Source organism: Plantactinospora sp. ZYX-F-223 (assembly GCF_039649625.1).
Classification (GTDB): domain Bacteria; phylum Actinomycetota; class Actinomycetes; order Mycobacteriales; family Micromonosporaceae; genus Plantactinospora.
The window spans coordinates 1-12,473 of sequence record NZ_JBDJAV010000099.1 but is presented as its reverse complement, the minus strand read 5'-3'; the positions used below and the strand labels follow the sequence as shown (position 1 = coordinate 12,473).

The 12,473-nt window shown below is 67.4% G+C and carries 9 protein-coding genes and 5 pseudogenes; 8 read left to right on the top strand and 6 right to left on the bottom strand.

Features of this window, described 5'->3' with window-relative positions; translation table 11 throughout:
• Positions 1-599: 599 nt before the first annotated feature.
• Positions 600-836 (top strand): annotated as a pseudogene (locus tag AAH979_RS41770) (transposase); the annotation flags it as partial.
• Between the two features lie 363 nt (positions 837-1,199).
• Positions 1,200-1,651 (top strand): annotated as a pseudogene (locus AAH979_RS41765) (transposase); the annotation flags it as partial.
• A gap of 32 nt (positions 1,652-1,683) precedes the next feature.
• On the opposite strand, the gene AAH979_RS41760 reads toward AAH979_RS41765, so the two are convergent.
• Positions 1,684-2,151, bottom strand: a complete 468-nt coding sequence (locus AAH979_RS41760; RefSeq protein ID WP_346263647.1) for an NUDIX domain-containing protein — start codon at positions 2,149-2,151, stop codon at positions 1,684-1,686.
• A gap of 469 nt (positions 2,152-2,620) precedes the next feature.
• Positions 2,621-3,295, bottom strand: a complete 675-nt coding sequence (locus AAH979_RS41755) for a TetR/AcrR family transcriptional regulator (protein ID WP_346263646.1) — start codon at positions 3,293-3,295, stop codon at positions 2,621-2,623.
• Between the two features lie 140 nt (positions 3,296-3,435).
• Here AAH979_RS41755 and AAH979_RS41750 point away from each other — a divergent pair, with 140 nt between their 5' ends.
• The 6 genes and pseudogenes from AAH979_RS41750 (at position 3,436) to AAH979_RS41725 (ending at position 9,439) form a co-directional block, all read left to right on the top strand.
• Entirely contained in the window at positions 3,436-3,783 is a 348-nt protein-coding gene (locus AAH979_RS41750) for a hypothetical protein (protein WP_346263645.1), read from the top strand.
• Positions 3,784-3,844: 61 nt separating this feature from the next.
• Complete coding sequence (locus AAH979_RS41745) at positions 3,845-4,531, top strand: SRPBCC family protein (protein WP_346263644.1); 687 nt, start codon at positions 3,845-3,847, stop codon at positions 4,529-4,531.
• A gap of 292 nt (positions 4,532-4,823) precedes the next feature.
• Entirely contained in the window at positions 4,824-5,339 is a 516-nt protein-coding gene (locus AAH979_RS41740; protein ID WP_346263643.1) for a cupin domain-containing protein, read from the top strand.
• A gap of 192 nt (positions 5,340-5,531) precedes the next feature.
• A pseudogene (locus AAH979_RS41735) lies at positions 5,532-6,242 on the top strand (zinc-binding dehydrogenase); the annotation flags it as partial.
• Positions 6,176-6,589 (top strand): zinc-binding dehydrogenase, encoded by a 414-nt coding sequence (locus tag AAH979_RS41730; protein WP_346263648.1) that lies wholly within the window; start codon positions 6,176-6,178, stop codon positions 6,587-6,589. The pseudogene AAH979_RS41735 and the gene AAH979_RS41730, both read left to right, overlap by 67 nt.
• 402 nt (positions 6,590-6,991) lie before the next feature.
• Positions 6,992-9,439, top strand: coding sequence for an FG-GAP-like repeat-containing protein (locus AAH979_RS41725; protein ID WP_346263642.1), 2,448 nt, complete (start codon positions 6,992-6,994; stop codon positions 9,437-9,439).
• Positions 9,440-9,518: 79 nt separating this feature from the next.
• Here AAH979_RS41725 and AAH979_RS41720 read toward each other — a convergent pair.
• The 4 genes and pseudogenes from AAH979_RS41720 to AAH979_RS41705 form a co-directional block, all read right to left on the bottom strand.
• Positions 9,519-10,616 (bottom strand): annotated as a pseudogene (locus AAH979_RS41720) (MerR family transcriptional regulator).
• A gap of 130 nt (positions 10,617-10,746) precedes the next feature.
• Positions 10,747-11,100 (bottom strand): ATP-binding protein, encoded by a 354-nt coding sequence (locus AAH979_RS41715; protein WP_346263641.1) that lies wholly within the window; start codon positions 11,098-11,100, stop codon positions 10,747-10,749.
• Positions 11,101-11,417: 317 nt separating this feature from the next.
• Complete coding sequence (locus AAH979_RS41710; protein WP_346263640.1) at positions 11,418-11,903, bottom strand: hypothetical protein; 486 nt, start codon at positions 11,901-11,903, stop codon at positions 11,418-11,420.
• 110 nt (positions 11,904-12,013) lie between these two features.
• Positions 12,014-12,473, bottom strand: a pseudogene (locus AAH979_RS41705) (alpha/beta hydrolase); the annotation flags it as partial.

Genomic DNA, 12,473 nt, shown 5'->3' with positions numbered 1-12,473 from the left:
GGTAGGGGAACGGTCGCTTCCAGAGCGGCGGCCGGGCTGGTGGGGCCAGACGGATGCCATGGAGTCGGCCCGAGTCCGCGCCGGGGTCGGGGCGGAAGACCATCCCGCAATGTCATGCGGATCGGTGGCTCGCGTCTGCGCGTCCGTGATTGACCCCGTCCAGTCACGGTCGTAAATCACCATGCTCCCCATTGGCGGGGCGGATGGATGACCGGCAGTCGAGCCCTTGGCCTGCCCATCCGGCATCACCCGGAACCTGGTGAACACGACCCCACCCACACCGATCACCACCACCAACAGGAGGCGGCGGCACACCAACACGCCCACGCCCACCCTCAACACCGGACCAACAAGCCCAAAACCCCCGACTTGACCAACCCCGCTCCTTCATGGATGACACCTACCACACTTCAAACGGAGACCAAGCGCTTAACCGGGCATAAACTGACTATAGTGACTAACATGCCGGTACCACCAGTTTTGCTTGGTCACGCTGACGATCAGTCCACTGACCTCGCCTCGGACGGCAGTCGCGGGCACGTCGACGATCCGCCAGGCGGTACCGGCCGCGACGATGACGGTGGGCTTCCTCGGGTCGATCGCCGCAAGAGCGGCTGAACAAGGAGATCCGCCGCCGCACAGACGTTGTCGGGATCTTCCCCAACCGGGCCGCGATCATCCGCCTCGTCGGCGCCGTCCTGGCCGAACAGACCGACGAGTGGACCGAGACCCGCCGATACATGGGCTTGGAACTACTTAACCGCGCCCGCCTGGCCAGCATCGACGCCGACCAACCCGACGACGCCCACAACCAACCCATGCCCATCGCCGCTTAAGATCAACACCGGATCTTCCGACGGTCGTCTTCTACACCACGACCATGGACGTGACCGTCGAGGGACGTGTTGGGTCAGGATCGGCCGCAGGGGTGTTTGGTCGTCGGAGAAACGCCATCCAGGCCACGAGGTGGATGTGGGTTTCGGTGTCGCTGGCGGGGATGCCGGCTCGACTGGCGGTCTGTTGTCGGGCCTTGGCGCCGCTCCTGCCTCTCGGCCCGCGCGAACAACTGGCAAACCCTTCGCCAAGTGGCGTTCGATCAGGCGAACGGTAGGCGACGGGACATCTCACTCCCGCGCCCAAGTCACCCACCTGGACGCTCGACGCGTGTCAGCATCGAGCTCGCAAGCCGCACGCGGTCCAGGTGGTTCCACGGCTGCTACTCGGGCGGCGACGACCAACTCCGGGGCGTCGTCCGCAGACGCAAGAGTGCCGGGAACACCTCGCGGCGCTCAAGTCGATCCGGGCCGCCCGGCCGGACGGGGCGCCGATCCACGCCATCCCGGACAACCTGTCCGCTCACAAAGGCGCCAAGATCCGCGTGTGGGCGGCCCGGAACAAGGTCGAGCTCTGCTTCACCCCGACCTACGCCTCCTGGGCCAACCCGATCGAGGCCCAGCTCGGGCCGCTACGCACCTTCGTCATCGCCGGCTCGAACCATCCGACGCTGGCCCGGAAGCTGCACGCCTACCTGCGGTGGCGCAACGCCCACGCCCGGCACCCCGATGTCCTGGCCGCCCAACGCCGCGAACGCGCCCGCATCCGCAGCGAACGACAACGACGCTGGGGCCAACCCGCTACCCAAGCAGCCTGACCCCAACACCGCGAACGTTTATGGTCACGGCACTAGCTTCTGGTCTGGGATGGCACTGGTCCTGGTGCGATGAGGCCCCTGCTCCTCAGCAGGGGCAGCACGTGATCCCTTACCGCGGGAGCCAGCTGCACGCTCTCATGTCCGGTGACCCACCGGAGGCCCGCGAGCTCGGCCGCAGGCTGGGGCGCCCGGTCGATATCGGTCTGGAAGACGGTCATCTTCATCGGTACTTTCTCAAGGGCCGCTGGGGCCTCGACCTCGTCTAGGAAACGGGGCTCCACCGGTTCAACGCCGAGTTCCTCAGCCAGCTCGCGGGCCAGCGCATCGAGCGGTTCCTCGCCAGGCTCCGGCTTACCGCCGGGCAGATAGAAAACATCTGGTGCCGCCTGCTTGCTCACCACGAGCAGATGTTCCCGCTGCACGACAACAGCGGCGACAACGACCAGACAATCCGGTTCGCCAAGGTTACGGGGAGCTACCGGTCCGCTTTCAGAAAGCATGCCTGTGATCTTTTCAGACGTTGCGGCAACGCGGCGGTTGGACCCCGACCCCCCGCTCGTGTTCGGACCAGGTCTGCGGCAGAAGACGGTCGCCGAGGCTCTCCCGAGATCATGGAGACGCGGACCATAAGGATCATGAGTCGTTCCCGGCAAGCGTCGGAAGTTCGATGGGGGCGCCCAGGTTCGCGCCACGCGCTGGGCCAAACTCACTCCGGCTGGGGAACAACCACCTGCCGCCGATCACGAACGGGAATCGAGGGATGTCATGTTCGGCAAGACCCGCATCCCCAATGCCCGCACCATCGTCGGCACGATCAGATCCGTCAGGACGGTGGGGGGCTGCACAGCAAAGATTCCCGACGAGGTGGCACATCGCTGCCTGGCATGCGGGCGCACAGCGTCAGGACGTTCGACGAGCCCGCCTCCCCGCTCGGCCGTCGAGGCCGCCGAGCGGCGGCACGTCGGGGTCTCACTCTGCCGTGGTCGCGTCCTTCAGCTTGGCCACCCTGGTGATGATGGCGTCGGCGACGCGCTCCGCGGGCCAGGGGAAGATGCGGGTGGCGGCCTGCTGGTGCGCGAGGCCGTGCAGACAGATCCAGAGGGTGACGGCGTCCAACGGTGGGTCGGCGATCGATGACTGCCCCGCGACGACACAGCCGGCGAGGGCGTCGGCGAGCAGTTGCAGGGCCGTCGCGCCGAGGGTGGTCAGCTCCTCCTCCGTCAGCGAACTGTCGCCCAGGGTGGGGATCCACAGGCCGCCGAACATCGTGCGGTAGCGCTCGGGGTGGTCCTGCGCGTAGCGGAGGTAGGCGCGGCAGAGGGCGTACAGCCGGTCCCGGGGATCGTCGCCGGCCTCTTCCACGGCGGCGCGCAGATGGGTCTCAAGCGCGGCGAACTCCCGTTGTACGACGGCCAGCATGATGGCGGGCTGGTCGGGGAAGTGCGGGTAGATGGACGGGGCGGCGATGCCGATCTTTCGGGCGACGGACCGCAGGGTGATCGCTCGCTCGTCGCCGGTCTCGTCCAGCAGCGCGGCGGCGGCGTCGATGATGTCCTCCCGCAGGCGGCCTCCTTCGCCGCGCCGGTTGCGTACGCGGGTCGCTCGCTTCTCTGCGTCCTGAGCTGTCACATCGGTCTCTCTCATCCTCGTAAGCTTACGCATAAAAGTTTATAGGCGTAATCCCTTGCCCGCGCTGACCTTACATGCGTAGCCTTACGGCCGTAAGTGCGAGACACGAGACGGGGCGGCGTCACTCCGCGCCGCGGAACGCAAAGGAGAACGCCATGTCAGGACCCTCCGCCTCGCTCGCCAGCAAGGGGCGGCGGACCCCCCTGGCGGTGACCGTCTCGGTCTGGGCGGCCCCGCTCCTGGTTCTCGCCGGGTTCGCGTTCGTCGCCTTCGTACCGGTCCTGATCGCGCTGATCGGCGCTCTGGCGTGGGCCCGCGACACTACGGTCAGAGCCGGCGCCGCGGTCCTCGCCGTCGTCTACGCCGTCCCGTTCGTCATCTGGCAGGTGCGGCCGCACGGTGCGCCGAGCCTGTCGAAGGACATCCACCCCGGATTCGTCGGCCTGATCGTCGCCGCATCCGCCGCTCTGCTGTTCGCCGTCCACGGCGTCCGACGCCGCTGACGGCCGGTCCCGCCGTCAACTTTCCAAACCTTTCCAAGCTGCTCACGGAAGGAACCCCGCCATGTCCGACACCCGCTTCCGCTCCCGCCTCGCCACCCGCTCGAGCCTCGGCACGCGCCTCGCGGCGCTCACGCTCTTCCTCGCCGCGGCCGGCGGTGTCCTCGGCACCACCGCCGCGCCCGCTGAGGCCGCCTCCCGCCCGGCGCACCCCGGCCACCACAACGACGGCGACGGCGCCGTCGAATGCCGCGGACAGGGCACCGACCCCGACGCCCTCGTGCGTTACGGATCCAGCATCCTGATCGACGCACCGCTGAGCACCGTCTTCAAGACCCAGACGGACGTCGAGCAGTGGCCGTCCTGGCAGGACGCGGTCCTCACCAGCCAGCGGCTCGACCACGGCCGCTTGCGTCCCGGGTCCGCCTTCCGCTGGACCACCCCCGTGGCCGCCACCTCCCAGACGCCCGCCACCACGCTGACCATCACCTCCACCGTCCAGCAGATCCAGCGCAACGCCTGCATCCGCTGGTCGGGACCCGCGACCAGCGAGGCGATTCACATCGACGAGGGCATACACGTGTGGACCTTCACCAAGGTCAAGGGGGGCACCCTCGTGAGCACCGAGGAGACCTGGACCGGCGACCAGGCCGAGGCCGACGTGGACCTCTCGACGGAGGCGCTCGGTGCGGGTCTTGAGGTCTGGCTCCAGGACCTCAAGACCGCCGCCGAGGCCCGCACCGGCTGCTGACCCCCGTTCCCTTACCCAGAGGCAGGAAGCACCCACCACGAACCGCAAACCACGCACTGCGCACGACGAACGACGAACTGCGGGGTTGCGAGAACCCACACCCTCCTCATGAGGGACGGCCGGTTCGTCGAGTACCGGCTCAACTCCGACTCCCTCCACCTCAGGCAGCTCAAGGCCGTCTGAGCCACGACGAACGGCCGGGCGGATGTCGCGGCCGGCCGCGGCGCCCACCTCGCGCCGTACATCCACAGCGGTTCTCCGACCCTCTGCCCACCTTGCTGAAGGACGACCAGTGAGTCATTTCCCCTCCCTGTCCACCAACGCGACCTATCCGGGCCGCCAGTACGCACTCGGCCAGGAACTGCGCATATCCATCCTCACCTCGGCGGAGGAGACCGACGGTCACTACGACGTGTCGGACTCCTTCATGCCGGCAGGTGCGGCCACACCACTGCACGCCCATACCCGGTACGAGGAGCGGCTCTGGGTCTCCTCCGGCTCGCTGACAGTGTGGGCGGGCGACGAGAAGGTGACCCTGCGCTCGGGCGACTTCTACACCATCGCGCTGCGCGTTCCGCACGCCATCGCGTCCGGCGCGGACGGTGCCCGCGCCCTCAACATCTCCTCGCCGGCCGGCTTCGCCGAGCTCATTGCCCGCACCGCCACCCCGCTCCACCTGGCGACCGAGGAGACTGCGCTCGACGTGGAGTTGTTCGACGCGGTCGGCGCCGAGATGGGCGACATCATCCTCGGCCCGCCCGGAACCACCCCCGCCGACCTCCCTCCCGAGTGGCGGACACACTCCTGAGCGGCGAGCTCGGACGACAGGGCGTGACCGGGTCGTCCCGGTCACGCCCTGTCTTCACCCCACGCGTGTCGCTGTGCCCGACCCTCGAACTTACGGCCGTAAGTTTATTGCTGTGGCCCCTTGTAGCACTCGATCTAACACCCATATCCTTACGGCTGTAAGCACACGGCAGGAATCTCAAAGGAGTTCGCCATGAGCAGCGCTGCCACTGCCACTGCCACCGTCACCGCGACCGAGATCGTCCTTCCCGGCAAGGTAGAGCCCGAGGGCTTGGAGCTGCGGTCCCAAAAGCTGCCGGCCCCGGCCAAGGGCCAGGTTGTCCTGCGCATGGAGGCCACCGGTGTCTGCTTCGCCGAGCAGCAGATGCGCCGCGGCAAGTACTACGACCAGCCGCCGTTCCCCTTCGTGCCCGGCTACGACCTGATCGGCACCGTCACCGCGGTCGGCCCGGAGACCGACGCCGCGCTCGTAGGGCGCCGGTTCGCCGCGGTCACCAAGGTCGGCGCCTGGGCCAGCCACCTGCTGGTCGACGCCACCGCCCTGATGCCCGTACCGGACGAGGTCGACCCGGCCGCCGCCGAGACGGTGATCGTCAATGGCGTCACCGCCTGGCAGATGCTGCACCGCACCGCCGGGGTCCGGGCCGGCCAGACGATCGTGGTGCTAGGCGCCAACGGCGGCGTCGGCTCCACCCTCGTCCAACTGGCCCGCCACGCCGGTGTCACCGTGATCGGCACGGCCTCCTCCCGCCACCACACCGCCCTGCGGGAACTCGGCGCCACCCCGGTCGACTACCGCGACGCGGACATGTACGCCCGCATCCGCGAACTCGCCCCATACGGTGTGGACGCGGTCTTCGACCACATCGGCGGCCCCGGCATCGAGGACTCCTGGCAGTTGCTGCGCCGCGGCGGCACCCTCGTCTCCTACGGACCGCCGCCACCAAGGACGAGGAAGGCAACTCCCAACTCCCCGTCCTCAAACTCTTCGCCCGCCTCAACGCCTGGAACGCCCTACCCAACGGCAAAAGCGCCCACTTCTACAACCTCTGGTCCGGCAAGCGCCGCTGCCAGACCTCCTGGCAGCGCCGCCTGACCGAAGACCTCACCCAGGTCCTGCGCCTGCTCGCCGACGGCTCCCTGGTCCCGCAGATCGCCGCGAAATTCGCCCTCACCGACACCGTCGCCGCCCTGCGACTCGCCGAGTCCCGCACCGTCGTCGGCAAAGTCATCATCGTCCCCGAGATGTGACACCCGGCGCACGCGCTTCTCTCCACCCACGCCCCCCGACGTCCTCGCCTGGCTGGCCGCCAACCCACACGTGTGCTTCCACTTCACCCCGTTGATCAACGCCCGAAGCTCGGCCCGCTCACCCGACGACAGTTCCACCGGCACAGCCAACCACAATCCACTTCAGGTAAATACAACGGGATCACGAGACACTAGCGGCCCTCGCTGCGGATCTCCCCAGCCCGATCCTCGCCGACGTGGCCGGAATACACCGTCACGCCGCGCTCCGCTGGGTCGCCTACTGCAGCCGGTTGCGCTAGGAGATCGCCAGGTCTGTGAATTCGAGGAGACCGTGCGTCGAAGACCGGGTTGCTGATCGGTCTACGCAGTTCTTACCGACGGGACAGAGGCCCCGGCCACGATATGCTGCCGAGCGATTCTTCGCATTCCTCATGCACGCGTTTTCAACAGAGAGCCGGGTTGATGGGACGACACTACGGAACAAGCGGTTTACTCCGATGGTGCCGCGCGCTGGTGCTGGTGCTGTCCTTGGCGATGATCACGGGCGTGGCCGTCACCGTGCCGCCCGCGCGAGCGGCCGACCGGGACATCACCCTCACCCTCAGCGCCGCGGACCTGGGCCTGGATGCTGACGCCCCACGGGACATCGTGGCGGCGATGCAGGCGGACATCAGGGAGCACGGCGGACTAGGCAACGCCCTCAAGCAGGCGCTTGCGGACAGCGAGGTGCGCACAGCCGTCGACACCTCGGAATGGCCGAACTTCGACGGCACGGTCGACGTCACCTCCGGCGGCACCGGACTGGCCATCACCATCCCGGCCGCGGAGATAACCACCGCCGGTTTCTGGACGAACATCGCCGCCACGCTGATCGGCTACGCCGCAGGGTACGGGGTCCGGATGCTGTGTGTATCGGCACTGTTGGCCAGCGGGGTGGGCGCCGCGACCGTTCCGCTGGTCTGCACCCCCCTCCAGGGTGCCATTACCGGCGCCATCACGGCGACCATGGTGCACGCGTTCGCCAACGATCTGGGCTCTCCGGAGTCGATCAGGGACATCATCATCGGGGCGCTGCTCGGACTGTCCATCGGCCTCCTGTGGGAGAAGTACCTCCAACCGTGGGCGAAGACGAATCTCTCCGGGATCATCAAGGACATCGGTACCTGGATCAGGTCCAGGGTGCCCTGGGTGAACTCCTGGCTGGGAAGCGGTGCCGCCGACGCGGCGGACAGGATCGGCACGGAGCTGGAGGAACTGGAGGAGCTCCTCGACGAGGCGATGAGGGACTGGGGCGGGCTGAGGACCCAGCTGCGCGTGATGCCGTTGGGTGACTCGATCACCGCGGGTGTGGAGAGCTCGGACGGCAACGGGTACCGCGGCATGCTCTACAACGCTCTGAACGCCGTGGCCGGCTACGGCCAGGTCGACTTCGTCGGCTCGGCACGGCGGGGCACGATGTCCGACCCCGACAACGAGGGTCACTCAGGGTGGCGCATCGATCAGATCGCATCGATCTCCGACTGCAAAGTGGCCGAGTACCAGCCGAACGTGATCACGCTGCACGCCGGAACCAACGACTTCAACCAGGACTTCGACCTGTCGTCGGCCCCCCAGCGTCTGAAGAACCTGATCACACAGGCGCTGGAGAACTCGCCGAAGGCGGTGGTCGTGGTCGCGGAGGTGATCCCGACCGGCAAGGCCGGCCTGCAACCCCGCATCGACGCGTTCAACGCCGCACTGCCCGGCATCGTGTCCGGCCTCCGCGCGGCCGGCAAGCACGTGGTGCTGGTAGACACCAGTGACATCGAGGTCAGCGAGGGTCTCCAGAACGACGCCCACCCCGACGACGGCGGCTACGCGAAACTCGGCTACGACTTCTACCAGGGCATCATGGAAGCGGTGGGCGAGGGCTGGATCCAGGCAGCCGATCCACAACAGCCGGCCCCCCAGTGCCAGACTCCGGACAACCCGTCGGACGTCACCGCGCTCGGCGAGGGGTGGCGCAAGCTGGGCGTTATCGCCCCCGGCATGCACCTGCCCGCGACCTACGACCGTACCGAGATCGCCGAGATGAACGGCGACAAGCGGGCCGACTATGTGCAGGTCCGCACGGACGGCTCGATCCGCGTCGGGATCAACACCGAGGACCAGCCCGGACAGCCCACCTGGAAGAACTGGGGCGGCGGCACAGGAGTGTTCGCCCCGGCCGGCGAATCCGATCCCGGCGCCTCCTTCTCCCCCTACATCCGGTTCGCCGACATCGACGGCAACGGCCGTGACGACTTCCTTGTCGTGCTCGGTTCCCTGGACGACTCCACCCTGGTCGATGCCTGGCTCAATCTCCCCGGGGACGGGAGCGGGCCGGCCTGGAAATCCGTGGCACGCCTCCGCATACCGATGAAGGACGCCAAGCTCAGCCACATCCGCTTCGCCGACGTCAACGGCGACGGCCGCGACGACGTTCTGCGCGTGGGCGACACCGGCAAGGTGCACGCGTACTTCAACCTTCCGACGCCGGGCAGTTCGCAGCCGACGTGGAAGGAGAAGCTGAGCTGGGCACCGGGAGTCTCCGGCGCCAGCCTCAGTAATCTGCAGTTCGCCGACGTCGACAACGACCAGAAGGCGGACTACCTCATGGTCGGCACGGACGGCACCGTCCACGCCTACCTCAACAACGGTGGCAAGGACGCCGGCGGTTTCGAGGGGCACCATAACTTCGCCAACGCGTCCAACTATCCCCGGCAGTACATCCAGTTCAGGGACATCAGCGGCGACGGAAAGGCCGACTACCTCGTCGTGTACCACGGAGGCGCGGTTCGTGCCTGGCTCAACAGAGGCGGAAACCTCTGAGCATCGGCTTCCTCGATCGCCTTGGCCGTATCTTCATCTCAACTGGACACGAGGATCCGGCCGTGCCGACCGTCCTGATTCACCGATGCCCACCCTCGCCAGTTCCCGTACCAGACCATGATGCAGCTGAGCGGGTGGGGGCGCCGGGCACTCGCTCAGGGCTGCCCGTACGGCTGCCACCGTCATCGGCTGAGCGGACGACTACGGGCAGATGGGGCTGGCTGATCTGCAGCATCACGTCGGGGCCGACGCTGGCCGCCAGAAGCCGGATACGGCGTGGTGAATTGGAAACTGATCGCTACCGGCCAACCAGCGATATTGGCGGGGACCGCGATCGCCCGTTTTTCGAGTGGATGAATTGATGCTCAAGCCACCGTCCACGACAAGGTCGAGTCGCGCTTGCGGATCGTGGCCGAGGGCGGCAAGGAGTTGGCTGCGCGGAGCGACCACCCGGGTCAGACCTCGGGTAGGTCGTCAAGGACGACCCGATAAGCAGGGAACGCTCCCCCCATCGTCGGTAGCAGCTGCTCACCACCAGGTCCGTCCAGCCGCAAGTGCGAGTCGGCGTACCGCATCCGCAAGCGGTCCTGCTCACCGATCCACTGCCGTGCCTCGTGCAGCATTGTCGCCGCGATGACCGCCGCAGCAGGAACACGACACCGCCCCTCGACGGACATCGACCTGACAGCCAACCGGTACCGGTCGGTCACGGCCAACCGGACCTCATCCGATGTCGCCTCTATCCGGTCTCCTCCGAGCACACAAATCTCTCCGTTCGTATCAGCGGCCGGAGCTACCTGTCCGATCGCCTCGGCCAAAGCCAGCCGGGCAGGGTTAGGTTTACGGCGTTGCTTGCTTGATCTCGGATCAGAGTCCTCGCGGTGGTGATGTTGGCGCGGGCAACCTCGAGGGCGCGCTCCATGGTGCCCAGATGAGAGGCCAACAGTTCCTCGGCCACCGCGGCCGGACCAGCCGGTACCCGTCGCACATCATCCAGAGGCAGCCCCGCCTCTCGGAGTTGGCGAATCAAGACGACCTCGTCGATCTGATCCAGTGACTAGTGCCGGTCTCCGATGACCGGGTCGACCGCGCGGGGCCGCACCAGACCGCAGTCGTCGTAGAACCGCCTGCACTGGTGGTGATGTTCGCGGCCCCGCGCGAACGCCTCGATCGTCATCCGGTCATCTTGCTCCCTCACGCCGCCATCCTCAGCCTTCAACCAACGCGAAGGTCAACAGAGGGCCCGCAGCATCTCAACCAGCAGCTTCAGATAAGCCTGAAACATCCTGAGGCCTGTCAACGGCCAATCATCGCCCACATCCCCCCGTCGAACGTACCCAAGCGGCGTTGGATGCCGCGCAGGCCCGTGCCGCGCGCGGAGCCGGGAAGGGCCTGGGAGCATCGGGGCGCGGCGAGTCCGCACCGCCGTGACCGTGGTCACTGACGACCACCCGTTGGGTGCTGCCGTCGTGGGTCAGGATCACCCGCACGGTACGGGCATCGGTGTGCTTCGCCGCGTTGGTCAGTGCCTCGTTGACGGCGAAGTACGCGGCCGACTCCATCGGCGAAGGTAGTCGACCGCTAAGGTGCACCTCGACGTCGAGGACGATGTCGAGCGCCAGCGACCGGACGGCATCACCGAGGTCGCGGTCGGCCAGCACCGGCGGGTGGATGCCGCGGACCAGGTCGCAGGTCGTTCAGGACGCGCGTGGAGGTGTCCCGCGCGACAAGCAGCAATCGCCGCGCGAATGGTCGCGCCACGCCGTGGGCCCTCAGGTCGCAGCAGGGTGGCGGACGTTCGCCGGGTTGGATGATACGTACAGGTCGTTGATGCAGAGCTGGCCGCTCCGCGCGCCAAGGACCGCCGGGAGGTGCTACGCCTGCGGTCCTTCTTCTGTGCGAGGGAAAGGGGCAGGGAGTCTCTGACGAGGGGGACCCTGAAGTGCCAACAGCCTCCGGCGGTCCTAGACCTAACCGCTTATTTAGCGACGCGCGATAATTCCATGACCCAGTTGGTCCGCCAGGTCTGTCCCTCGTCGTAGGAGAATGCCTGCTGCCACCGGGCACAGTCGGAACCGTCGGTGGTCCACTCGAAGCGCACCTTCACCGGCCGCCCGTCGAACACATCGTCGCAGTCGAAGATGCCCCTTCCGTCACGCCATGCGCCCTCGACAGGCGGGTCGAGGTGACCAGGTCGGCGGCTAGAGGCCCACCAGATCCGCCACATCCGTGTCTGCGGGTCGAACTGCCTCAGCGTGAACCCCTCGAACCGCTCCTCCCCCGGTGGCTCTTCGGTCCAGATGCGGTCGACGTGGCCGAGCCCGCCGAGTACGGGTTCGGCGTACGCCTTCGCGTCGAACTCGATCCACTCGGTGCAATCCGGGTCGGTGACGTCGCGGAGCTTGCGGTTTCGCACCTGCCATCGCCCGAAGATGAAGTCGAAATCTGCACGGCCGTCGTTCACGGCGGTCTCCCTGGAGTTCCTGATATCGGCACAATCGCCACGATCATGCCAGCGAGCACCGACAAAGCCTGCCGGGAGTCGGCACAGCCTGCCCCGGGTCTAGTGCTGTGTCAGGTGAAGAACCGTGTGAGGTGCTGGATGACGGCCTCGGGTTGTTCTTCGGGGATGTAGTGGCCGCTGTCTGCCACCGCGGCGACCTCGACGTCGGTGCCCTTGTCCGGCAGCACCGCCTTCAGGAGTTGGTACCCGCCTTCGCCGCCGCCCAGGCCCAGCAGCGGTGCGCTCACGGGGGCGTAGGTCTTCTCGTCGGCGATGTCCTGGCCGAACGCCCGGTACCAGGCGTTGCCGGCGCGGATAGCGTCCGCCGTCGAGTAGGCGTGCGCGTACACGTCCCGGTCGTGTTCGCTGATGGCGCCGGGATCCTCGACCAGATAGTCGATCATCCAGTCGACCAGATGACGGGAGCGGCCGGCAAGCAGACGTTCGGGCAGGCCGGGAACCTGGTTGAACGCGAACCACCACAGGAACCGCCCAGGTCCGGCGTGGATGTCGCCGCCCACCTGCTGGCGC